A 25,808-nucleotide genomic window follows, 5' to 3' on the forward strand; every position below is an offset into this window, starting at 1 on the left:
TTTTAAAAAAGAAGGAGGTTTTTTTAATGTAACAAAACAGATTGTTTTCTTTTTCGTTTTAAAAATAAAATTAATTGTAAAAAAATAAAAAGAGAAATTCAAAAAATAATTACTGATGCTATAAAAATAGCACTGTTCTTAAAAAAAGTAGAAGGTAAAATTTTAATAATTTCATCTTTTGAAGGTTCGAATATTCAATTTGTTTTACCAGCAAAAAATAATTCATGAAACTTACGGAAAGCAACATCATAATTACTAATTACCAACCCTATAACAATAATCAGTACCCCTAGTAAAATTGTCGAAGCAATAAAACAAGATTTAATAATTTTTATTCTTATTTTTGTAAATTTTGATATTAAAAAAACTAAAAGAATTGTAAATAAAGAAAAACCTAAAATAATAAAATCTATTAAAATCAGTCTTTTCACATCTGTGAAATGCGCCATTCCTAAAGATGAATAATCTAATTTCCCAGTCCCAAATTTCTTAAATAAAACTAAATAACCAAAAAGTTCGTTATATGCTAATTTAAGTTGATCATAATTTAGTTCACCATTATTAAATTTGATATTTTTGTAATCCAGATTAGATAAATGATAATAGTAAAAAGGTTTAATAATTATTGGCAACATAATCGAAAAACTTAAGATAAATAGCATAATACTTATTATCATAAAAACATACAAAAAATATTTACATTTTTTTCACATTGCTTATATTAGTATAGCATTAATTAACAAGATGCTTTTTAAAAAAACGATTCTGTTTTTTAGCAATAAAGTAACAAAGAATAGAAATGTTATTAAATAGCAAATAAAAAACAAAACAATTGACACTAAAAAAACTTTTTTTTCTTTTAAAATTAAGGTTTTTTTATTTTTTTTCGACTTATCGACATTTATTATTTTTATTATTAATTAAACAAAAGAATAAACATATATTTTTCTTTTTTATTTTAAATTATTTTCTAATAATTTTAATATAATTAAAATTCTATGAATATTAATTATTATAATGATACTATAGCAGCTATTTCTTCTGGCAATATTAATCAAGCCATATCGATTATAAGAATATCAGGACCTGAGGCAATAAGTATAATTAAAAAAATTTATACAGGAAAAATCGGGAAAGATAAAACAATAACTTATGGATTTATAATAGATCCAATAACCAATAAAAAAATAGATGAAGTATTAGTTAGTTTTTTTATCGGTAATAAAAACTATGTAGGAGAAGATACGATTGAAATAAATGCTCATGGTGGGATAATTGTTACGAATAAAATTTTAAATTTAATAATTTCGAATGGAGCAAGATTAGCAACTCGCGGTGAGTTTACAAGACGAGCATTCATAAATGGCAAAATTAGTCTTGAAAAAGCAGAAGCTATAAATTCTCTTATACATGCAAAAACTAATATACAAGCAGAAATTGCTATTAATCAATTTGAAGATAAAGATAATGAATTAATTAATAAATTAGAAGAACAACTAATTAATATTATTTCAATTATAGAAATAAATATTGACTACTCAGAATATAATGATATTGAACAAATGGATAAAACAAAACTTTTAAAGTTAATAACAAATTTAAAACAATATATTGAAATAATAATAAAAAAATCAGAATTTGCAACTGATGTATATAACGGAATAAAAGTAGCTATCGTCGGAAGACCTAATACCGGGAAATCTTCAATTTTAAATTTATTATTAAATAAAGAAAAAGCAATTGTTACAGATATCGAAGGAACAACAAGAGATATTATTGAAGGTGATTATGAAATAAATGGAATTCCTTTTAAAATAATAGATACTGCAGGAATTAGAAAAACTCAAGATAAAATAGAATCAATCGGAATAGATCGTTCATTAAATGCAATTAAAGAAGCGAAAATTATTGTTCATTTATTTAACCCAGGTCAAAAAGAAAACAAAGAAGATGAATTAATAAAAGAAATGTCAAAAGGAAAAATATATATTCCAGTATTGAATAAAAGTGATTTATTAAATGATAAAGTTTCATCTGATTATATATTAACATCAGCAAAAAATAAAAATATTTGAGAGTTAAAGAATAGTTTGGTAAAAAACTATTTAAATCTTGATTATAATGACAGGGAATTAATTTATAATACTAGAAGATTAGGTTTGTTAAAGCAGTGCTATATTGAATTAAATAATGCGATTTTAAGTATGAATAAAGGTTTCGGCCCTGAGATTGTAATACTCGATATTAATAAAGCATGGTCACTACTTAGAGAAATTTTAAACAAAGAGCATGATAACGAATCTCTATTGGATAATATGTTTAATAAATTTTGTTTAGGAAAGTAAAAAAAGGTGAAAAATGGGTTATAGTAGAAAAGTCGAACTAAAAGAAGGTCAAATATTGAAATGGGTTAAAAATGAATCAAAACCCTTTTATTTAGGCCTTTCGTATGAAGGTTTAGGGATAATAAGAGATTTTAAAGTTCCTATATTTGTTTATAATTTACTACCTGACGAAGAAGTCGATATTGAAATAACATATTGCTCTAAAAAATGTTGTTTTGCAAAAGTAAAAAAATATAGAACTTGTTCATTATTGAGAGAAAAAATGGAACCTTCGAGAGTTTTGTTGTATGAAACAGGTTCTACTCCACTAGCTGGGATTAATTATGAAAACCAGTTAAAATTTAAGCAATATATTATTAAGAATTTATTTGAAAGAAATTTAAATTACACAAAAGTTTTACCTATACTTGAATCAAATTGCCAATGGTTTTACCGCAATAAAATTTCATTGCAAATAAAATATGATGAAAAAGGTCCAAAAATAGGTTTTTTTAAAAAATATAGCCATGATCTAGTTGAGCAAACAGAAATGGAACTTGCGGTTGTTGCAATTAGGGAATTTTATAAAAAAGTGCTAATTAGTCCAAAAACAGATTTTGAAAAAGATTTTAAAAATCTTATATTTCAGGTTAAACCATTTAAAATTACTTTAAGATCGCCAAAAAGCTCATTTTGTTGCATTGAAATCATTCTTCATATTAAGGAAGATTTAAGTCCTGAGAATATAAAATTATTTGAAGCCTTATTAAAGGACAATCTAAGCTATAAAGTAACTTTCTTTAATACAACTTCTAATAAGTGGATTAATTTGCTAAATCATAATGGTATAAAATATGAACTTGGAAAATTAGTGTTTAATGTTGTTAATGATACTTTTTATCAAATAAACGAAACAGTTATGAATAATATATATAAAAAGATAAGTGATTGAATACCTAGTAATGAATTGAACGTTTTGGATGCTTTTGGTGGAGTTGGTACAATCGCTTGCTTTATTGCGCATAAATGTCGTAAGGTTTATTCGGTTGAGATAAACAAAAAATCATCATTAATGGCTATTGAAAATATTAAAGAAAATAAAATTTCTAATATCGAAGTAATAAATGATGATGCAAATAAGTGGCTTATTTTAAATAAAGAAAAAATTGATCTAGTGATTTTTGATCCGCCTCGAGAAGGTTTAGATTCAGAAACTATTAAATCAATTAATGATTCTGATATTAAGAAAATAATATATTTAAGTTGTGAGCCTAAAACATTAGTTCGTGATCTACAGAATATAACAAGTTTCGGATATGAATTAATAGAAGTACAGCCTTACGATATGTTTCCACAAACTCAACATATTGAAACTCTAGTTTTACTAGAAAAGAAATCTTAATAAAATTTAAATTTAAAAAAGTAAGTCAAAAACTTACTTTTCATCAATTATATATTCAGTAAAGTTTGATAAGTCTTCCATTTTAAAAACATGAAGCGAAACGAGTGATTTTTTAAATCAAGGAATAGTTTTTATATGTTGTAAGGCTTTTGTAATTTGTAATAAATTATTTATTGAACGCGAGAAATAAAAGCTGTTTGACAATCAGTGAAAACCATAGTGTCTTAAAATATCCCTTATTTCTTCATATGCTTGTTTATAATTTTCTTCGCCGACTCCATATTCTCTAATTAATAATTCTTTTTTTAGATAAAAAACAAGACCGTACATATATACCTCTATAATGTAAAAAATATATATTTAATTATACCACCATTACCCTTAAAAATATACCCTTAAAAAAGTAGTTACTTCTTATTAAATTTAAAAATTAATAAGATAATTAAAAAACCTGATGAAACAAAAGACTTGAAAGTTTTATTGAATTCAAGCCTTTTTTATTTTTATTAATTTTTAAAAAAATATTAAAGCAAAGTAAATCATAGAAATAGCTTCAATAAATATGGGTTTTTGTTAAAAAAATATAGATAAGAATATATTTTTAATAATTGATTATTGACTTTAAAATCTTTTTAAAAAATGAATTGTTTTTATTTGTTATGTCTTACGTTTCAAAATTGCATAAAAATGCAACATATATATATATATATAATATAATATTGCAATAAATATTTTTTATATTAAGGAGTAATAAGATGACAAAAAAATCTAAACTTTTTCTTTTAGGAACTTCATCTGCATTATTAGTTCCTATTATAACAATATCTTGCGCCACAAAAAAAGAACCAAATAAACCAAATAACCCATCAAATCCAGTTAATCCGCAAGATTCTCAAAAACCAAAAAAGACACCCCAAACACCTTCATCAATTGAATTGTTAGGTTTTGATAAAGAAGAATTAAATAAGCCTTCTATCGATAAATCGATTACAGAAGAAGATTTTAATAGACAAATAGGAAAACAAAATTCACAAAAACAAACGAATCCTTCAACAGATGATAAAAAACCTCATAAACCATCTATAAAGTTAGACGAGAATGCTTTCAAAAACATTGCTCCAGATATTATTTTTGATTATAATGAGCCTTCAAATGAACAAATTCAAAAGATAGTTAATAATTATTATAATCAATATCTATATCAAAAATACGACCCCTCAAAAGAGGAAAAAGGAATTAGATTTTCTTTTTCATTAGAAGGACAGGAATACATCTTTAATAAAGATATTAATGTCAATAAGATTAAGGTAGATGAAAACAAACAAAAACATTTAAACTCATTAGCAGACGAGATAGTTTTTGCTTTAAAAAATAACAGTAAAACATATTTGAGTGAAAAATATAGTAAGGTTTTAATATCTTCATTTGAAAAACAAAAGCAAAAACAAATTCTAGATACTTTTGAAGAATATATAAATAAAGAATGACAAAAGATAAATAATATTTATGATGAGTCTTTATTTACGTCTAACGGTGTCGCTGCTAATGACATTAAAAATAGCATAAATAACTATTATAAACAAATTGATCCATCAAAAAGAACGATAAGACAATTATTACAAGACAAAAAAGATGTCAATAACTATTTTAGAATGTTAAACATTTTGCTATTTAGTTTTGCAGATCTTAAAGAATTTGGAGAAAAATTTCCACTTTTTCAACAAAATAAGTTTATAACTAAGCAACAAATAGATGAAAGAAAAATCACTCACGGAGATTTTGACAAATTAATTCAATATCGTAAAAACGCTATTAAAAAATTAGGAGAAAAAATCACATATAAAACTTGGTTACAAAACCAAAATGATGCTTACTATACCTTGTCAACAAATTTAGATATTCATAAAATGCACGATTACAATATTGCATTAACACAATTGTGAACATTTATTGATGAATTAAAAAATGGTGCTAATCTAATAAAAATAGATAAAACAAAATTAGAAACAACCATGTACACTGAAGATCAAGTTATTGAAATGCTAAAAAAACCTGAAACAAAAAAACAAACAGAAGCTGCCTTTTATGCTCAATATAAAGATAAACATTTTACAAATATTTTTGATCCAAAAGAAAAAAATACAAGATGAGATAGAAATAAAAATTATATTTTGGAATTTAAGGCTTGAGTTCATAAATACAAAAACCAAACTAAACCAGGAATTTTTCTTTTAACCAAAATAACGTTTGACAATAAAGAAACAGATGAATTTTTAATAAAATATACATTTCTTCATCGAACAGGTGTTGGTCATCTTGGATTTCTAAAAACACCTAAAACGCAAAATAAAAATAAATAAAAATTATCTACGGTACCGAAAAATCAATATAAACTTGTTTTAGTTAAAAAACCACAAAAAGTTTAAGATTTAATTAGAAAACATAGGAAAAAGTAGACACCCTCATAGGAGGAGTGTCTACTTTTTCATCTTGCTATTTTTGTACATAACAAACCTATATTGCATCTTTTTTAATTGCTTAATTTAATTCTTTTCAATTAATCTTGATGCTTCGGCTAAGTTTACGCTAAAGAAAGTTGTAACACCTCTTTTTTGCATTGTTGCACCATAAAGTTTATCAACCCTTTCCATTGTGCCTTGGCGATGAGTGATAACGATAAATTGTGTTTTTTCTTTAAGATTTTGTAAGAATTCTGCAAAACGGATTACATTTGCTTCATCAAGTGCGGCTTCTACTTCATCTAATATACATAATGGCAATGGCTTTGCTTTTAATAGCGAGAACAATAGTGAAATTGCAATAAGTGCTTTCTCACCGCCAGAAAAAAGTTTTAAATTTTTGATAGATTTGCCAGGTGGCTGTGCCACAACATCAATTCCACTATCTAGAAGATTCTCTGGATCTGTGTATCTAATTTCTGCCATTCCACCACCGAACATTTTTGAGAAAACAAACTTTATTTCCTTATTTGCAAGATCAACGGTGTTAGTTATTCTTTCGATTATTATCTTATCCATTTCACTAATAACTTCTTCAATTGTTGTTTTTGCTTCAACAATATCTTTTTCTTGCTTTTTGACTTCATCGTATCTATCCTCTGTTTCTTTAAGTTGTTCGATTGAGTCCAAACTTACATGGCCAAGATCTTTTATATCATTTTTTAAATCAGAAACAATTTTTCTTGCTATTTCAAAATCTAAATCTGCTATATAAAACTCTTTTGCTGTCTCAAAAAGCATATTATATTGTTCTGAAAGTCTTTGTTTTGCATAATTAATAGCTGCTTCTGATTTTGCTTTTTCTGCTATTTGCATAGCATTTTCACTAATGAGTTTATTTAAATCATTATTAGCCGCGCTTTGTTTTGCGTTTGCTTCTGCAAACTCTTTTTTAGCAACTTGTAATAATTCATTTTGAGAAGTTTTGTTTGTTAAAAGATGGCTTCTTTCAAGTACTAGTTTTTGAATTTCATATGCAATGTTAACAGTCTCTAGCTCTTCTATTTTTTCTTTTGATATATTTTCATATTGAATTCTTAATTCATCAAATTTTGCCAAATCATCGTTTTGTATAAGCTCTTGTTTTGATAAATTAAGGCTTAAGTTCGAGAATAAACTAAGTAATTTTTGAATTTCTTGTTCTAGATCATTTAATTTTGTTTGTCGTTCAGAAATTATTTTTAACAGTTCTGGTTTCAGTGATTCAATCTTTTTTATTTGCTCATCAAGGCCAAATGCTGATATGTTGTCGCTTTTTTGCCCCCCACTTAAAACACCACCAACTCTAATTATGTCTCCTTCGAGAGTGACAACCATATAGCGTTTTTCAAGTAGCTGTGATAATCTATTAGCATTTTCAATATTATCCGCAACCAAGATATTGCCTAATAAAAATTTTCTTAAAATATCAAATTCACGTTCAGTATAAACCAACTCTGATGCAATACCTAAAAATCCTTTTTGAGTTTGGGCTACAACAATATGGTGTTCCGAAACGTATTTAGGATTTATGGATGCTAATGGAATAAAAGTTGCTCTACCACCATTATTTTCTTTTAGGAATTCAATAGCCTTAACAGCTGTTTCAGAATTATCAACAACTATATGTTGTAAGGCTCCTGCTAGAATTGTTTCAATAGCAAGGCCAAATTTAGCATCAACGCTTATAATTTCTGAAACTAGAGCCTTATATCCTTTAAATAAATGCGAGTTTTCAACAATATTTTTTGTCCCTTTTTGTAAATTACTTTTGCTTTGCTTTACTTCATGAATATAATCTAATTTTGAATTTATTTTTTGTAGCTTTTCTTTGTCGTTATCCAGTTCTCTTTTAAGGTCATTTTTTTGAGCTGAAATATTTAAGATAGATTGATTAATGGTGTTGATTTTTTCTTTTTGTTGTTTAATAAAATTTTTAGAAAGTGAAATTTTTGTATTTAGGCTACTTAATTCGTCTTTTAGGGCTTCTCTTTTTTGCTCTACGTTTGCTTCAATACTTCCACTAATAAGCATTTCACGTTGTTTTGATTCCCTAGCAGATCTTATTTCTAAATCGTTAATTTCTCTACTTATTTCATCAATGCGAGAAGTTAGATTAATAATCGCAGCATCGAGTTCAACCATGAGATCGTTTTTTTGCTTTGTTATATCATTGTAAAGTTTGATTTTTATTTCAAGATCCTCTTTTTTTTGACTATAAATCATTGAATTAGCGTTTAGCTCATCTAACTTTTCTGAATGAGCCATAAAATCGTGAACTAACAATGAGACTTCAACTTCTTTAAGTTGTTCGCTCATTATTTTATATTTCTTTGCTTTCTCAGCCTGTTTTTGTAATGGTTTTATTTGTTTTTCTAATTCCTGTACAACAATTGCTATTTGATCTAAGGCTTCTTGCGTTCTTTCTAATTTGCGCAATGCTTCTTGTTTTTTTGAGCGATACATCGATGTTCCAGATGCTTCCTCAAAAATTTCTCTTCTTCTTTCAGGTGTTGCCTCAGCGATATCAGAAATAGTTCCTTGCCCTATAATTGCTAATGATGATTTTGAAATGCCACTTTGCATAGCAATTTCTTTAATGTCCTTTTGTCTTGCTACTTCACCATTTATATAGTACTCATTGGCGCCCTTTCCTCTATTTAAGACACGAGAAATTGTAAAAAAATCATGAGGAATATTAGCGGCACGATCACGATTATCAAAAGTAAGTATGACTTCTGCGCGATTCATTTCCTTTTCCGTTTTTGAGCCCGCAAAAATTACGTCCTCCATATTGTCACCACGTAAAACTTTTGAACTAGTTTCACCTAAAACTCATCTGATAGCATCATTAATGTTTGATTTACCTGAGCCATTTGGTCCAATAATTGCAACAACACCGCCGTCGAATTTTAATGTAACCTTATCAGCAAAGGATTTAAAACCATGTGATTCAACTTGAATTAATTTCATTATTTTCCTTTCCGTTTTTCAATGAAGACTTAAAAATAATAATATAAATTATTATAATAACTATTTTTAAAAAGGATTAGCAAAAAACATTTTTTTCAATGTTGTTGTTATAAAAGCCATTTTTGATAATAAATTTATAATGAATTAATAAATTGTTTTCATTTTATTTTAAGCACGATTATTCATTTTACAATACAAGTTTGTTAGTAATTTTTATTAAAGTTTTAAGAGTAAAAATAAGAATAAAAATTAATCCTTAAAACATATAAAATTAGTTTTTAAAAGAAGTGTAAGTTTATTGTAAAAAGCCTTATAGTTAAATATTTTTTTAATTTTGATAAAATTAATAAAAATAAAGCTTTATTAGTATTGAGGTACCAATATGTCCAATAATAAAAAATGAAAAAATAAAAAAATTAACATTAATAACTATAGAACACTTGAGGTTCAAAAGCAAAGAAAAGCATTATCTAGCTCTTGAAAGATAGCTTTAACTGGTTTATTCTTAATAGCAATTCCTTCATTTATTTTATTTATTTTGCTCGGCCGAGACGGATGGGCATTTGAAATAACAAAAAAAATGGAAAGATGGTCTATGCTCTTGCCTATTGCTATTGGTATTGTTATTATTCAAACTGCAGTTGTTTCTTTAATAGTTTTTAAATTTAAGATTTATAGCAGTAGTTCGTTCGTTTTTTTAGTTCCATTTGCAATTGCTATGGCTTCGTTCTTAGTTTCATCAGGCGTTGAAGAGTGGCCTTACAGAGTCATGCCAGCTGTTGGCCTTGCGTTTTTATCGTTACCAATATTGCTTGTGTTTAAACATATTGAAAAAAAGAAAAAAGAAAAACAAAAATTACAGTTTGAACAAGAAGAAAGAGCAAAAAGAACATTACTAGACTAAATAAGTTTAGTTTTTTATTTTATATCTAAATTAGTTTTAAATTAAGCCAAAATAAAATATTTACTTTCCAAGGAGATTATATGTATAAAAAAATTTCGCTAATTGATAAAGAAGTTGCAGAAATAATCAATAATGAGTCAAAGAGACAAACTGACCATATTGAATTAATTGCCTCAGAAAATTACGTTTCTGAGCAAGTACTAAATGCTGTTGGATCGTGTTTGACAAATAAATATGGTGAAGGATACCCTAATAAAAGATACTATGGAGGTTGCGAATTTATTGACCAAATTGAAACATTAGCACAGGAAAGGGCAAAAAAACTCTTTGGTACTAAATTTGCAAATGTTCAACCATATTCAGGATCAGTTGCTAACGCCGCTGTTTATATGGCCTTGTTAAAACCAGGTGATAGAGTATTAGGTCTTTCTCTTGATTCAGGAGGTCATTTGACTCATGGTTACAAAATCTCTTTTAGCGGAATTTTTTATGAATCATATACTTATTCAGTTGACGAAAATGGAGTAATAGACTTTGATGAAGTCTTAAAAATAGCTAAAAAGGTTAAACCTAAGATGATTATATGCGGATACTCAGCCTATTCGCAAATTGTAGAATTTAATAGATTTCGAGATATTGCAGATGAAGTAGGTGCATATTTATTTGCAGACATATCACATATCTCGGGGTTAGTGATAGCAAAATTGCATCCATCACCAGTAGGTTATGCCGATGTGATTATGACAACAACTCATAAAACACTAAGAGGGACAAGAGGTGCAATTATTCTAACAAATGATGAAGAATTGGCTAAAAAGATCGATAAGGCAGTTTTTCCTGGTTGCCAAGGGGGAGCCTTGTTTCATCAAATTGCCGGTAAGGCTGTTTCTTTTTATGAAGCGCTTCAACCTGAATTTATTGATTATCAAAAACAGTTATTGATTAATTCAAAAGTTTTTTGTCAAACTTTTATGAATAAAGGAGCGAAAGTTATTTCTGGTTTAACAGCAAATCATCTTTTTATGATTGATGTTAAAAGTACATATGGTTTAACTGGTAAAGAAGCATCAAGAGTATTACAAGAATGCAATATCACCGTTAATAAGAATTCAATACCGAACGATACAGAAACACCATTAGTATCTAGTGGCATTAGATTAGGATCAGCCGCCATGACTTCTCGTGGTTTTGGCGAAGATGAATTTATTATTTTAGCTAACCTAATGGATAAGTTGTTAAGAGATCCAAATAATGAGAATTTAAAAACAGTTATTAAAAAAGAAGTAGCTAAACTAACTAATATGTTTCCAATAAAAAGAAGTTACATCAAAAATTAATGTTAGAGGTTTCAATGTTAGAAAAATTAGAAACAGATATTAAGAACTGAATCGGTTCAATTGCTGGCGTAGTTGATTTTAAGGCTTTGGATGAAACAAATATGGTTAATTTTGCTAATACGGGAATAGTTGTGGAAAAGATGCCGAAACAAAAAAACGGAATTTCTGTAACTATTGGATTAATAATTTTGGTAAACTTAAATGCAAAAAACCTAGTGGAAGAAATATATCAAATCTTAACCTACAAACTAAAAAGCGAAAATATAAAATTATCAAAACTTTGTGTTTTTATAAAAGGAATAAGTAATGAAAAAAATTAACGGAAAACAATGGCTGGGCGCTATTTTGTCTGGTGCTTATAATTTAAGCAACAAACAAAATCTTATTAATGCATTGAATGTTTTCCCTGTGCCTGATGGTGATACAGGGTCGAATATGACATCAACAATTATTGCAGTTGAAAATATTAAGGCAGATGAATTTAGCAATATTTCTGATATTTCCAGTCAAATAGGTCAATCATTATTATTTTCCGCCAGAGGTAACTCTGGGGTAATTTTAAGCCAAATTTTTAAAGGTTTCGCAGTTGCTTTCAAGGATAAAAAAGAGATAAATTCTTATGATTTGGTAAAAGGGTTTGAGGAAGCTTATAAATACGCTTACAAAGCTGTTTTAAAACCTGTTGAGGGGACAATATTAACTGTTATTAGACAAACATCAGAAGGGTTGAAAGAAAAAATTCTTATTGATAGTGATATTACTGACGTTTCACGTGTCGCCGTGGAACTCGCTAGAATAAGTTGCGATCATACACCTGATCTATTACCGGTTTTAAAAGAAGTTGAGGTTACTGATTCAGGAGGTGAAGGTTTGTATGCTATTCTTGAGGGAATGCATTTATACTTTCAAGGTCAACCTATTACACTTTTGGAAAAACAAACTGAGGTAAATAAATTTATATCTGATAATGAAGTTTTTGATGGTGAGTTTGGTTATTGCACTGAGTTTATTGTCGAATTAAAAAATAAGAAAAAATTCAAAAAAGATTTATTAATTTCGAAATTAGAGAAACATGGTAGTTCAATGGTTCTTGTGCAGGATGACTCATTTTTAAAGGTTCATATTCATGTCACTAGACCTGGTGATGTTTTAAATATTGCCAACAGCTTGGGACAATTTATAAAAATTAAGATTGAAAATATGACCTTACAAGCTAATGATAGTAAAAGAAATAAAAATGATAATAATAGTAATGATCAATGTTGTGACGATAATCAACATGATTGCGGTCCAATAAAAAAGACCGCTGTAATCTCGTGCAATTCTGGAACTGGCATTATTGATCTTTTGAAGGAAAATGGTGTCTCATATATTGTTGAAGGTGGGCAAACTAATAACCCATCAATAAATGACATTGTATCCGCTATTAACGCCGTAAGAGCTGAAACTATTTTTATTCTTCCAAATAATAAAAATATTATCCTCTCAGCCCAACAAGCCTCAACTATCGTGCAAGATAAAGAAATTATAGTAATTCCAACAAAATCGCAGGCCCAAACGCTAAGTATTTTATTTAACTATAGTGAGGAAAATAGTGTTTCTGATAATCAACAGCTAATGAATGATGCTCTTTTAAATATTCATTATGGCGAGGTTTCTCCTTCAATTAAAACTACTAAACTCAACGGTATTAAGGTTAAAGCCGGTGATTTTATGGCTATAAAAGAAGGAAGATTGAAAGATACAGATTCAACATTTAATGGTGCAGCAATAAAATTACTTCATGAATTAATTACTCCCGAAACGCAATTAGTTAACATTTTTTATGGCCAAGATGTTACTGAGTCAGATATAGATGAATTACAAAATTATATTGAAATAAATTTTGATGTAGATATCGAAATACACAATGGTGGTCAAAGTATTTATCCTTATTTAATTTCAGCGGAATAGGAGAATTGAAATGAAAAAAATAGTTTTCGATGTAATGAATAATGATAATGGCTATAAAGAAGCAATCCAAGGCGCATTGGCCTTTATGGGTAAAAATAAGGATTATCAAATTGCCTTAGTTGGTGATAAAAAACTTATTGAAAAAGAAATTAAAAACAATACTTATTTAATAAAAAAAGAAGATTTTATAATTATTGATTCGCCCAATTTAGCAACCATCAATTCTTCGATAAGAGACGTTTTAAAAAAGCCATCATCAATGTTGGATGCTTTTAATTATTTAAATGAGAATGATTTTGATGCAATCTTGAGCAGTGGTGATAGCGGGTCTTTTATTTCATTAGCAACCCTAAAAACAAAAAGATTACCAAACGTTTTTAGACCTGCTTTTATGCCCATATTGCCTACAATGTCTGACCATTTTTCCCTGTTATTAGATGCCGGCGCAAATATTGATACACCAGCTCAATATATTAACAACTGAGCTATTGTAGCTAGTAAATATTTTGAATTAATTTTTAAAAAATTTAACCCAAGTATTGGATTGTTAAATGTTGGCACTGAGGAATATAAGGGTAGCCAAAATATCAAAAACGCTTACACGCTATTAAAGGAAAATAAGAAAATTAATTTTTATGGATTTATTGAGCCTAACGATGCCATTGCCGGAAAGGTTGATATTATTTTAGCTGAAGGACAACAAGGAAATATATTTCTAAAAACTCTTGAATCTTCATTTATTAATTTTGGGAAACTTCTCAAGAAAATAATTTATAAAAATATAAAAACAAAGATAGCGGGTCTTTTTTTAAAAAATGATTTGAAAAAATTTAAAGAAAAATTTGACTATCGAAATATTGGCGGTGCATATATAATTGGTTTAGAAAAAATTGTTGTTAAAGCTCACGGTGGTTCTGATGAATTAGCATTTGAAAACGCATTAAACCAAATTAAGCTTTTGCTAGAAAAGGAAGATTTTATAAAGAACCTTTCAAAGCAATTGGGGGATATTGAAAATAATGAAATTTAATGGTAGTGATTTAAAAATCCTAGATAATGTCTTGCCCTTTTTAAAACAATTGGGAGTAAAAACAAAAGAATTAAGTGATGAACATTTGTTTATTTTAATAACTGCATTTACACATAAATCTTTTACGAATGAACATAAGACAAGACCTCATAATGAATATCTTGAATTCATTGGAGATGGTGTATTACAATTTGTTGTAACAAGTTGAATTGCCAATAAATTTCCGCAATATGAGGCAGGTTTAGCAAGTAAATTAAGAAGTAGTATAGTAGATAAAAATAACCTTGCCAAAATTGTTGAAAAGTACTCATTATTCAAATGATTAAGATATGGTAATTCTGCATTTTCCAATGGAACTAATATCAAAACGAAATCTAATCTTTATGAAGCATTTATAGGTGCTATATATTTGGTTTATGGTATTGAGGGGGTAAAGAAAATTACTGACCTAACATTATGAGAATCATTTAATTTGCAATGTAACAAAACCCATGTGCATCCTAAAAGCGAGTTGCAAGAATTATTACAACAATTTAGTCATTCTAGAATTGAGTATGTTACCGAAATGCTTCCTAACAATGAATTTGGTTCTATTGTATTGCATGAATCTCAAAGATATGGTGAGGGTTATGGTAAATCTAAAAAAGAAGCTGAAACTAATGCTGCAATTAATGCGCTGAAAAAATTAAGAAGAAAATAAATAAAAACGTCTTTTATGTTGAATACATACAAGACGTTTTTTAATTATAAAGGTTATTTTGTTAAAATAATTCAACTTGATTTGTATCATTTAAATTATCTAATATACCTAGTTTTTTTAGTTCGGAACAAATCTTAGAATTTACTTTTCCTCTCTGGCAAAGATCTTCGATAGATAAAAATTCTTGCTGATTTCGAGCATTAACTATTTGTTCTGCAACGGTATCACCTAGTCCATCAACAACAATAAATGGCGGTATTAAGGATTTGGTTTTTTCATCAACAATTCAATCTTTGGAATGAGATATTGATAAAGAAACGTTTTGGATTTTAAACCCTCGAGCATACATTTCCTTTGTTATTTCAAATGTGGTAATTAATGCTGACTCTTTTGTTGAAAGCGCATTACTTATATCGTTCTTTCTCTTTTTTAAATTCATTAACTTTATATCAACGCTAGTATACCCTTTTGACATTGTTTCAATATCAATTGCATCTGGTCTTATTGAAAAATATGAAGCGTAAAATTGTAGAGGATAATAAAGTTTATACCAAGCAATTCTTCAGGCCATAATAACATAAGCCGTTGCATGAGCCTTAGGAAACATATATTCAATTTTTTTCAGTGAATTAATGTATCAGTCTGGAACATTATTTTTTATTAATAGTTCCTCTTGCTCTGCGGATAAGCCCTTACCCTTACGGACTTTTTCCATTATTTCAAAGGCTTTTAATGGCTCGATATTTTTTCTTATTAATTCTTGCATAATATCATCACGACAACATACACAATCTTTTAATTTAAACCCTTTTTTGACTAACTCTTCAGCATTTCCGGCCCACACATTAGTTCCGTGACTTAGACCACTTAATAAGATTAAATCATTAAATGTGCGTGGTTGCGCTTCTCTTAACATGTTTCTAACAAAACCCGTTCCAAACTCTGGCAAACCATAAGCACCTGTAGTTTCACCATCAATCATTTTTGGATCGATTTTTAACGATTCAGTTGTATAGAATAACTTCATAACTTCTGGATCAGATTTTGGTATGTCTTTGGCATTTGTTTTTGTTAAATCTTCAAGCATTTTTATTGTTGTTGGATCATCATGACCTAGTAAATCAAGTTTTAAAACATTATCATGAATGGATTCAAAATTAAGGTGTGTAGTTTTTCATGAACTATTAACATCATTTGCGGGATAATTAACAGGAGTAAAGTCCTCAACATCAAATTCCTTGGGAATAATAATAATTCCTCCCGGGTGTTGTCCTGTTGTTCTTTTAACCCCCGCCGATTTATTTGCTAAGAAATCAAGAAAAGTTCTTGATCACGGCGTTTCACTTAATCGCACTTCTTCCATATATTTTCGGCAAAAACCATATGCGTTTTTTAAGGCAATTTTAGATATAGTTCCGGCCCTGAATGAATGATTTTCACCAAATAATTCCTTAACTAAATTGTGAATTTTTGGTTGATAATCACCACTGAAATTTAAATCAATGTCCGGAACTTTGTTAGCTTCAAAACCTAAAAAGGTTTCGAAAGGTATATTATGCCCATCTTTTGAGAGTTTTTTATTGCAATTTGGACAATTCTTATTAGGGAGATCCCATCCTGAATATATATTAGGATCATTATTTCATTCAAAATATTTGCATTTCAAACATAAATAATGTGGTTCAAGTGGATTAACTTCTGATATTTCTGATAGGTTAGCTACTATCGAGGAACCTACTGAGCCACGACTGCCCACTTGATAACCATCTTCATTTGAACGTTTAACTAATTTATGGCTAATTCAATAAATTACTGAGTAACCATACTTAATAATAGGGTTTAACTCTTTTTCTATTCTTTCAATGATTATTGGATCAGGACTTTTTCCATATTTTTTATAAAGATTTTCATATACTAAATTACGCAATTTAGTTGGTGAATCATCAAAGGTCGGAACATACAATTTATCTTTAATAACTTGTATGTTCTCAATTTGATTAGCAATTTTTTTGGGGTTATAAATAACAATATCTTTAATTAATTTTTCATCGCCTAAAAAAGCGAACTCATCTAACATTTGTCTAGTTGTTAGATATTGCAACTTTGGTTGTGTTTTTCTTTTTAATCAATGCACCCCACCACCAAGCGAAGGAGCGTTAATGTAAATGGCATGAATAGTTTTTTGAAAATCATAAACATATCTTGAATCAGATGTTGCAACGCACATTTTGTTAAGCTTTTTGCATTTTTCGATTAAGTCATGATATGCGAATTTAAGATTTTCTCATGAGATAAGTTCCTCACCCTCTACTAAATACACAAAAGATGAAATCGGTGGCAATTCAATATAATCAAAGTTAATTATTTCTTTTTCTATTGATTCATTTGTACCCAGGATTATTTTGTCCCATAATTTTGAGCGATGTGTCCCTGAACCAAACAAAATATTATTGTATTTTATTTTATCCTCAATGTAAAACTTTGGACCGTCATTATAATTTTTTGTTAGTGATGAAGATAGAATATTGAATAATTCTTTAAGCCCTCTTTGGTTTTTTGCTAATACTCTTATTTCGGAAGACATTATTCTGTTTGATCATTGTGTAGCATCAACATTTAACAGCTCGGATGCACTAATGATGTTTTTTTCAATGGCTAATCTTGTGATCATTTTTAATCAGACTTGAGCCAAAGCATGAGCATCATAATCAGCCCTATGAGCGTCGCTAAATGTATAAATAACATTATGTCTCTTACATACATAATTCATTTTATGTCTTGCTTCACTTTTATCTAAAAAATATGAAACCCACAAGGAGTCAACACAAATTAGATTGCTTGTATCAAGACCTAATTGTCTAAATTTTTCCATACACATATTTATATCAAACGCAGCATTGTGCGCTACACCAATGCGCCCGTTTAAAATAGAATGGATTTTTTTAATTCCCTCTTCAGGGGATAGCCCCCCTTCTAAAAGTTGTTCATTTATTTTGGTTAGTTCTTTGATTTTTTGGCTTAGTGTCTTTTTTGTTTTGATAAAAAACTGAATTTTTTCTACTATTATGCCATTTTTAATTATTGTAGCTCCAAACTCAATAATATCGTCAAAGCGGCATGATAGTCCTGTAGTTTCGAGGTCAAAAACAACGTACTCAGCTTCTTTTAAATCAAAATCCTTAAATTTTTCATATCCCTTAAAAATTAAATTTTTCTTTGAAATTGTAGATAGTGTTGCTCCGTATATAGGTTTAATTCTTTTTTCTTTTTTTAAGGCATTATAGAAAGATGGGAAACTTTGCACATTATCTAAATCCGTAATTGCGATAAATTCATGGCCATATTTTATGGCAGCTTTTATATATTCATTTGGGGAAGAAATTCCGTCTTGAACACTCATGTGTGTTCTTGTGGCTAAATCTATTCTTTTTTCAACCTCATTATCTTCGGCTAATGAAGTTATTGGCTCTGTTTTGGTAAATGCTTGCGCACCGTATGCCATTATAACCTTAGCTTGTGTAAATTTGTCATCAGTTAGCATACCCGTTACATAAATAGTATCGCCTTCATTGATAGAAGGTTTTTCTTCTGATTCGTTTTGAATAAAATTGACAGAAATAGCTTCGTTATAATCTGAAATTTTTAATGTTAAAAGGCGTTTGTTATTTTTTAACGATTTCCATTCTAAAAAATAAATTTCCCCCTTTACAATAACTCTTAGTTCTTCAAATGTTGTTAAGGCGGTAGCAATATCCATTTCAACTAATTTAGCCTTAGGTTTTGCGTAATATTTTTGGCCGCTACTATTTGTTATATTTTTATCTGGATTTTTTTGTGAAAAACTTAATTCCTCTTTTTGTTGAATTGAGTAGGAGTTTATTAAATTGTTTATGGTTTTTTTCTTACTATTATTTGAATTATCAGCTAATTTATAAATAGGTTTAAGAAATTCAAATCCTATTTTTTCTAGTCCTTGAACAATTAGGTTATTATTTTGTTTGAATTTCTCATATGCAGTTTTTAATGGAATAAGAAAATTTATTTCATTGTCAGTCACTTCTATATGAGCCGAATTTATAAAACCAGAAATGTCATTCAATGAAGGAAAACTTTTATCAATAACATATTTTAGATAGTCAGCAATGTTTTTTTTATCTAAAATAACATTTTGAATAATTAAATTAATGCGGCATTTTGGAAATCGAGACTCGACAGCTTTATGAAATTTCTTATATTCATTGATGTTAATATGTTGATCAAATTGTACATCAAAAACTCAGTTTTCAAATCCCTCTTTAATAGCAGGATGTACTAATAAAAGTTTAGCACCATCAAATTCATTAGATGGCTCAAATTTTACCTCTTTACATAGTTGTTTAAAATATTCATCCATCATATGAATTACCTCCAAATCTAATTAATAAATAATATTATTGAAGTCATGATTACAACAAATGAAGTTGAATCAAAACGATCCATAAAACCACCATGCCCTGGTATTAAATTTGAAAAATCCTTTATTCTATATAATCTTTTGATTAGCGAAAAAACAAGATCGCCTAGAATAGATATAAATGGTAAAAGGAATATGCCAGCTATTAATTGTTTTCAATTAGTAAAAATAGAAAATGTTTTGTTTTGTGTTATATGGCCTAAATACATTGTTATAAATACAAAAATCGATCCAAATATAAAACCTACAAGAGCGCCTTCTCATGACTTCTTTGGACTTATTTTAGGAGCCATCCCTCGTTTAATTAATTTTTTTCCAAATAAAGAACCGCCGACATAGGCCATCGTATCAGTGATAACTGGTATTATAATAATGGCGAAGACAAAATATAAATTTGCAGCGTTATATATAAACAAGCTTTTAAAAGCAAGGGGAATAAATCATGTTGAAAAAATAGCAATAAAATAAGAAAAAATAAAGTCTCTTTTTATGGTTTTAGTAATGAAAAGATTTACTAGAAATATGCAAGTTATAAAGAGAATTATTAGCAATAGCTGTAATGCTCTAAATTTAGATAGACTATCATATCCAAAAAAAATTGATTTTTTTATTTGTTTTGTTACTATCAATATATTTGAACCAGTTGTTTTTGCAAGACCTATAAAATTACTATGTTCTGGTTGCGCTGAGAACCAATCCAACGGAAAAGCCCAAACTAATACTGTTAAAATAGCTATAAGAATATTTTCCCATCTTTTTAAAATGTTATGAGAAAGAACCTCATAAGTTGCTCATGCAGAAATGATAGCAAAGAAGGAGAAGCCAATAACTTTTCCTGGTATTTTTCCAAAATATGTTATAAATAAAAAAGGCAATAAAATTAATGCTAAAATCATTGCTGACTTTATTCTTAGCTTAATATTTTTCATATTTAATAATTATAGACACTAACAGTTTATTAATGATGTAAAAAAAGTTTTATATTTATATTTTTTTATAGTAGATTTTGTAATAGATGATATTAAAGTTGTAAATATATTTAATTACAAAATTAAAACACACTTTTTTAGTCCGAGAGATGAAATACAAAAAATCTATAGCAAAATTTAAATAGACTTTCTCTTTAAATACTTTAAGAATTTGGATTATAGTTTTTAAGAAAGATAATTTTTATAAATTATTTTGTAAATATCATAATTTTATTCCAATGTAGCTTATCAATAAAAATTTCAATAATTGTATGCTAATATTAAACCCCCTTCTTTAAAAAAAGATATCGCTACACCGGACGATTATTTGAATTTTTATATGATATAATTTTTCCATGCAACAAAAAACTATCAATAAATTATTTTGTATAGATAATATATATATATATAATTAAGAAGTTTCCATTTTTAAAATATTCTCCTATTATTAATAGCAAACCTTGACATTCTTAAAGAAATTTAAGAATTTTTTTTGTATTTTTGATGAGTAAAACAATAAACATTTTGGAAACTTTTTCAGGTATAGGAGCACAAAATAAAGCAATTACAAACATAAACAAATTAAGAAATAAGGATGTGTTTAAGATAGTGGCCACCGCTGATTGAGATGCACGTGCCAACATATCATATGCCACAATGCATCATAATTTACATGATAATTATCTAAAAATATTGGCAAATAATAATTTAACCGCTGAGTTACAAGTGAACGAATTTTTGAAGCAGTTTTGTTTATCTCTTAACTCAAAAACGCCTGCAAAGATTAAATCTAAAAGCCTTAAATTCAAAAAATATCTTGCTGCATCAATACTATTAAGTAATAATCAAGTAGATATTCGTAAGTTAGATCCAAATATATTAAAAAAACACAACATTGATTTAGTTACTTATTCCTTTCCTTGTCAAGGACTTTCAGTTGCAAATATGGGTAGAGCAAAAGGAATCAACAATGATGAATCTACTTCATCACTTGTTTGACAAATCTATCGAATTTTGTCCAATTCCTATCATAAACCAAAGTACTTAATAATGGAAAATGTTAAGAATTTATTGTCTCAAAAATTTATGACTGAGTATCAAAAATGAGTTGCGTTTCTTGATGAATTGGGTTATAAAACATTCACAACAGTAATTAATGGTTTAGATGCAGGTTCGATACAAAAAAGAGAACGTGTGTTTGCATTAAGTGTGTTAAAAAACATATATACTCCATTTAGTAATGATTTTGAGTTTCGTGATTTTATTAACAAAATAAATCAAGCAAAAAAATTAAGTCTCGAACAACGAAAAGAACGTTTTAAGAATATCTTTGATTTTAGAAGCAACACAAAAGAAAATATCGATATGTTGATTAATAACACACCTTCTCGACTAAGAATGGTTAATACACAAAAAATAATTAATGATTCTAAAAACTACATCATTAATACATTGACTACTAAACAAGATAGGATACCATGCACTGGAATTATTAAGTGCAAAAACAATAATAAAGCAAAACTTCAATATAGGTTTATAAGTCCACGTGAAGCATTTATGTTAATGGGCTTTGGAAAAGAAGATTATGACAAAATAAAACTTTTTTATGATGAAGGAATATTAACAAAAGAGTCATTACTTAAACAAGCAGGAAACTCTATTGTTGTTGAAGCAATTACGTCAGTGTTTAACGCTGTTGAAGAAATAGAAAAAATAAATGGAGATTTAAATGAGTAAAATAAGTAAGAAAGAGTGAAAAAAATTTTTTAGTAATAATGGATATAAAAATTGAAAAATTGACACAAGTATTACAACATATATTGATAATTCTGTTGGTAATTGAATTCCAAATATCAATGATACAAATAAAAAAATATATATTTTTAATAGAAACAACAAAAAATACCAAGCTTTTTTAGGTGAGGAAAGACAAGGCATTTTATTCTATAGATCTAAAGATAATTTATACGCTCATTCAGTATATAGACAAATTATTGATGTTCTTTATAGTACAAGAATAGTTTTCAAAAAGAATGATGATTATTACGTGAGCGATCAATTTATTACATTTTTAAATAGCAAAACTAGTAAAGATAATTCTTGATTAATATATCAATTCATAAGAGAAAATCTTGGTTCACTTTTAGAAGAATATATAATTAAACCTTTAGAATCTTTTGAGAACTATCAGTCCAATAATGATGCAAATTACAAAAAAAATGAGGATTTACAAGTAACTAAATATTGGTTTAACGTTTTGCTAAGAGTTGATAAAAAGTATTTAAGCCGCTATTTTATTAAATGTTGAGACATTGAACCAAAAGGGGCTGATTTTGATAAGTTCGTATCTAATATTGTGGGTGAAGACGGTTCACAAGAAAGCAATCAAGTATTAGAAATGTTTAGAAACATCATTGATAAAATAGCAAATATTACAAATGTTGCAAATATTATGTGGGAGCTTCAAGAGATAAATGATTTAGTTGATTTTAAGATACCAAACCTTAACAGTGAATATAGTAATCCATTTTTAGATAAACTGGACGATGCAACAACAACCATTAAGGAACTTTCGGAAATATTATCTTTTAAAGACATTATTCAATCGCAAATAGCATTAAGATACCAAATACCTATATTTCAAAGATCATACTCATGAGATGAATATATCATTAATGGACTTTTTCAAAATATTTTAATTGATTCCAAAAACGCACGTCAAGGACACGATCAGACAACATTTTTGAATACTATAATTTTAATGAGTATTAATTATAAATACAATATTATTGATGGACAACAAAGAATAGTTTCGCTATTACTAATTTATTTAATGTTATTGAGAAAAGTTATGTCTCTCAATCAGGAAGAAGCTAAGAAAATTTTATTGTCTGATAACGGGCATAACAACATTAAAATTATTAAGAAAATGCTAGAAGATTTTAAGTCTCAATGTCCTGAACACTACACTCAACTATACAATCTATTTTTTAACGCTAAAGAAGTCGACCGTTCAACAAGATTTTATGAAAATTACAATGAAATAGTGCGCAATTTCGATAAAGAAATAACAAAGGATAACATCAAATCAATATGTAAATACTTTTTGAATAATGTAAAAATTAATATTGTTTCTATACAAGAGTACAATAGAGGAGACCTAACTAAAATATTTCAAAATATAAATCAATATAGCAAGCGTCTTGGAGTTTTAGACTTATTAAGAAATTTAATTTTTCAGCACACAACAAACCGCGTAAATATTAATGAGTTTAATAAGACAGTTAATATTTATTTTAGAAAATCAAATAAATTAGATAATGATGAAGACATTAAAAAAATAGTGACATTTATTGATGCTTGACTTGTTAAGGAAGGTGAAGCAGATAAAATAGAAGAAATAAATTCAAACTACTACGATATTACAACTAGAACATTTGAAAAATTTAAAATTTTCACCTCTCATAATTCAAATGCGCGAAACATAATTTATGAATTATGAAAAGAGTTTGTATATTACGAATATGCATTTACTGGGTGCGTTGAAAAAATAGAAAATATTATAGATTCTAATTTAACCGTGTTTAAACATGAATGTGTAGAGTTTAAAAATTTTGTTGATGACTTTATTAAAAAAATTAAATATATTAATTTTATTAATTTGCAAATCAATAATATAACATCGGGTGGTTCTAAATCTATTTATGTTCCTTTAATCATATCAATCCTAAACAAATTAAACTTTTTTCCAAATGTTGATTTAAATGAAGAAAATCTTATTATTTTGTCTAAAGTACTATACAAAATTGAAAAGTTTGACACATTATGGGAACTTGATTTTAAAGGACAATCTCTAGGTACATCAATAATTAATAAAACAAATAAATTGTTATTCAAAGATAATAAACCCGTAGATGTTGAATTTGTTAATCTAATTTATAAAGAATTTATTAAGATGCTATCGTTAAATGATGAAGACGATAAAAATATTAAATTATTGCGCGAACATCTTAATAATAAATTTAATTATGAAATAACTGATGAGAATTCATCATTTAAACCAGTGTCAAATAAACTGTATAAATTAATTATTGCACGTGTATTTAGCGGTTTCAAAAATAAGCGCGAACAGCCTTTTTGATATGAAAAGTTTAGAAGTGAAGATGAACGTCAAAATGATTTAAGCTATTTAAATTTAAGTTATGAACACATATTGCCGCAAAAACCTTCACCAGAAGATCGCAAAGATTTAAAAAATATGAATATTGATTTTAATACAGACTATATGACACTAGTTTACAAGATTGGTAATGGTGATTTAATGTTTAAGCCGGATAACTCAAGATTAAGTAATGAAATGGTTAAAGATCCAAGTAAATATAATATGGTATCAAAAACAAATTTTGCATTAAACACACCAATAATGTCCTTGCTACCAGATAAAGATGGTAATTTTACTGAAATATCTTTTAGCCCAATAGTTGAAGAACCTATTAAATGTCTTGAGGATTTTAAAAATCGAAAAAAATCTATTGATGAACGTACAAATCAAATTATTGAAGCCTATATTTATATTATGTTTAGCGATAAAGCAAATAAATTAAAGTAATATTAATTAGAAAATGCACTATATAAAACATTAATTGTAAACAAAACAAAAATATCTATAGTCCCTAAGATGAAGTATCTAGATTCCTAGATATTTTCAAAGAAAAATGAGATTATTAGTATCACTATGCGCTTAAAAGTTGACAAAAAAAACATCGATGAACTAATTGCTTTTTTTAATTTTCTAACCAAAATTAGAAAGCTTATTTATACAACAAATGTCATCGAAAATTTAAATAGAAATATTAGAAAAATATCAAGAAACAAAACTTCATTTCCTACTGATGACTCTTTAATAAAGATAGTTTATTTTGCAATCCAAAATCAGTTAGAAAAATGAAATAAAGTTGTTCCTAACTGAGGCCCTGTTTTTGTATAATAAATTTACATTTGTGTAATTGCTAATCTCAAATCACTTACTAAAAAGTAAGTCAGGGATTAACTTACACATTTTTTTACACTACCTTTAGAATTTTGCGCAATGTTTTTTATTAAAAGAGACAATTTGTTAAAATCCCGTTTGTGAATTTATTAATAATTTAAGTTTAATTATTTCTTTTTTTATTTTTTATAATTAAAAGACCCTTCCTAATAAAATTTCTTAAGAAAGGTCTAATAGATTTACACAAAACTTTTTTAGTTTTAATGAGATACATTA

General features: G+C 27.5%; 17 protein-coding genes. 12 read left to right on the plus strand and 5 right to left on the minus strand.

What is annotated here, in order from left to right; translation table 4 throughout:
• Positions 1-23: 23 nt before the first annotated feature.
• Positions 24-713, minus strand: a complete 690-nt coding sequence (locus ACWXVK_RS00595; RefSeq protein WP_456016893.1) for a TIGR01906 family membrane protein — start codon at positions 711-713, stop codon at positions 24-26.
• A 285-nt stretch (positions 714-998) separates the two neighbouring features.
• On the opposite strand from ACWXVK_RS00595, the gene mnmE reads away from it, so the two are divergent.
• Together mnmE and rlmD are read left to right on the plus strand one after the other, a co-directional pair.
• Complete coding sequence (gene mnmE, locus ACWXVK_RS00600; RefSeq protein ID WP_456016894.1) at positions 999-2,345, plus strand: tRNA uridine-5-carboxymethylaminomethyl(34) synthesis GTPase MnmE; 1,347 nt, start codon at positions 999-1,001, stop codon at positions 2,343-2,345.
• 13 nt (positions 2,346-2,358) lie between these two features.
• The gene (gene rlmD / locus ACWXVK_RS00605) at positions 2,359-3,726 is read left to right on the plus strand and encodes a 23S rRNA (uracil(1939)-C(5))-methyltransferase RlmD (protein WP_456016895.1); all 1,368 of its coding nucleotides are present in this window, start codon (positions 2,359-2,361) and stop codon (positions 3,724-3,726) included.
• Positions 3,727-3,759: 33 nt separating this feature from the next.
• On the opposite strand, the gene ACWXVK_RS00610 is transcribed toward rlmD, so the two are convergent.
• Positions 3,760-4,056, minus strand: coding sequence for a hypothetical protein (locus ACWXVK_RS00610; RefSeq protein WP_438340497.1), 297 nt, complete (start codon positions 4,054-4,056; stop codon positions 3,760-3,762).
• Between the two features lie 425 nt (positions 4,057-4,481).
• On the opposite strand from ACWXVK_RS00610, the gene ACWXVK_RS00615 reads away from it, so the two are divergent.
• Positions 4,482-6,086 (plus strand): hypothetical protein, encoded by a 1,605-nt coding sequence (locus tag ACWXVK_RS00615; protein WP_456016897.1) that lies wholly within the window; start codon positions 4,482-4,484, stop codon positions 6,084-6,086.
• A 183-nt stretch (positions 6,087-6,269) separates the two neighbouring features.
• Here the strand turns inward: ACWXVK_RS00615 and ACWXVK_RS00620 are convergent, their stop codons facing one another.
• Positions 6,270-9,197, minus strand: a complete 2,928-nt coding sequence (locus ACWXVK_RS00620; RefSeq protein WP_456016899.1) for an AAA family ATPase — start codon at positions 9,195-9,197, stop codon at positions 6,270-6,272.
• Positions 9,198-9,579: 382 nt separating this feature from the next.
• On the opposite strand from ACWXVK_RS00620, the gene ACWXVK_RS00625 reads away from it, so the two are divergent.
• From ACWXVK_RS00625 to rnc, 6 genes are all read left to right on the plus strand, one after another.
• A complete protein-coding gene (locus ACWXVK_RS00625; protein ID WP_456016901.1) occupies positions 9,580-10,101 on the plus strand; it encodes a hypothetical protein in 522 nt (173 codons plus the stop codon).
• An 80-nt stretch (positions 10,102-10,181) separates the two neighbouring features.
• Complete coding sequence (gene glyA, locus ACWXVK_RS00630; RefSeq protein ID WP_456016902.1) at positions 10,182-11,438, plus strand: serine hydroxymethyltransferase; 1,257 nt, start codon at positions 10,182-10,184, stop codon at positions 11,436-11,438.
• A 14-nt stretch (positions 11,439-11,452) separates the two neighbouring features.
• Positions 11,453-11,758: a hypothetical protein gene (locus ACWXVK_RS00635; RefSeq protein ID WP_456001774.1), complete on the plus strand. Its 306-nt coding sequence runs from the start codon at positions 11,453-11,455 to the stop codon at positions 11,756-11,758.
• Positions 11,745-13,391 (plus strand): DAK2 domain-containing protein, encoded by a 1,647-nt coding sequence (locus ACWXVK_RS00640; RefSeq protein WP_456016904.1) that lies wholly within the window; start codon positions 11,745-11,747, stop codon positions 13,389-13,391. The genes ACWXVK_RS00635 and ACWXVK_RS00640 overlap by 14 nt, the downstream gene beginning before the upstream one ends.
• 10 nt (positions 13,392-13,401) lie before the next feature.
• Positions 13,402-14,421: a phosphate acyltransferase PlsX gene (gene plsX / locus ACWXVK_RS00645; protein ID WP_456016905.1), complete on the plus strand. Its 1,020-nt coding sequence runs from the start codon at positions 13,402-13,404 to the stop codon at positions 14,419-14,421.
• Positions 14,411-15,121 (plus strand): ribonuclease III, encoded by a 711-nt coding sequence (gene rnc / locus ACWXVK_RS00650; RefSeq protein ID WP_438340505.1) that lies wholly within the window; start codon positions 14,411-14,413, stop codon positions 15,119-15,121. Before plsX ends, rnc begins: the two co-directional genes overlap by 11 nt.
• Positions 15,122-15,182: 61 nt before the next feature.
• Here the strand turns inward: rnc and ACWXVK_RS00655 are convergent, their stop codons facing one another.
• On the minus strand, positions 15,183-19,517 hold the full coding sequence (locus ACWXVK_RS00655) for a PolC-type DNA polymerase III (protein WP_456016907.1): 4,335 nt from the start codon (positions 19,515-19,517) through the stop codon (positions 15,183-15,185).
• A 17-nt stretch (positions 19,518-19,534) separates the two neighbouring features.
• On the minus strand, positions 19,535-20,503 hold the full coding sequence (locus ACWXVK_RS00660) for a phosphatidate cytidylyltransferase (RefSeq protein ID WP_456016908.1): 969 nt from the start codon (positions 20,501-20,503) through the stop codon (positions 19,535-19,537).
• 543 nt (positions 20,504-21,046) lie between these two features.
• On the opposite strand from ACWXVK_RS00660, the gene dcm reads away from it, so the two are divergent.
• The 3 genes from dcm (at position 21,047) to ACWXVK_RS00675 (ending at position 25,529) form a co-directional block, all read left to right on the plus strand.
• Positions 21,047-22,279 (plus strand): DNA (cytosine-5-)-methyltransferase, encoded by a 1,233-nt coding sequence (gene dcm, locus ACWXVK_RS00665; protein WP_456016909.1) that lies wholly within the window; start codon positions 21,047-21,049, stop codon positions 22,277-22,279.
• The gene (locus tag ACWXVK_RS00670; RefSeq protein ID WP_456016910.1) at positions 22,272-25,151 is read left to right on the plus strand and encodes a DUF262 domain-containing protein; all 2,880 of its coding nucleotides are present in this window, start codon (positions 22,272-22,274) and stop codon (positions 25,149-25,151) included. The genes dcm and ACWXVK_RS00670 overlap by 8 nt, the downstream gene beginning before the upstream one ends.
• A gap of 126 nt (positions 25,152-25,277) precedes the next feature.
• Positions 25,278-25,529 carry a transposase gene (locus ACWXVK_RS00675; RefSeq protein ID WP_456016912.1) on the plus strand — a complete coding sequence of 84 codons (252 nt, stop codon included), beginning with the start codon at positions 25,278-25,280 and terminating at the stop codon, positions 25,527-25,529.
• The last annotated feature ends 279 nt before the right edge of the window (positions 25,530-25,808 follow it).

It is taken from the genome of Mycoplasma sp. 3398 (assembly GCF_053851555.1).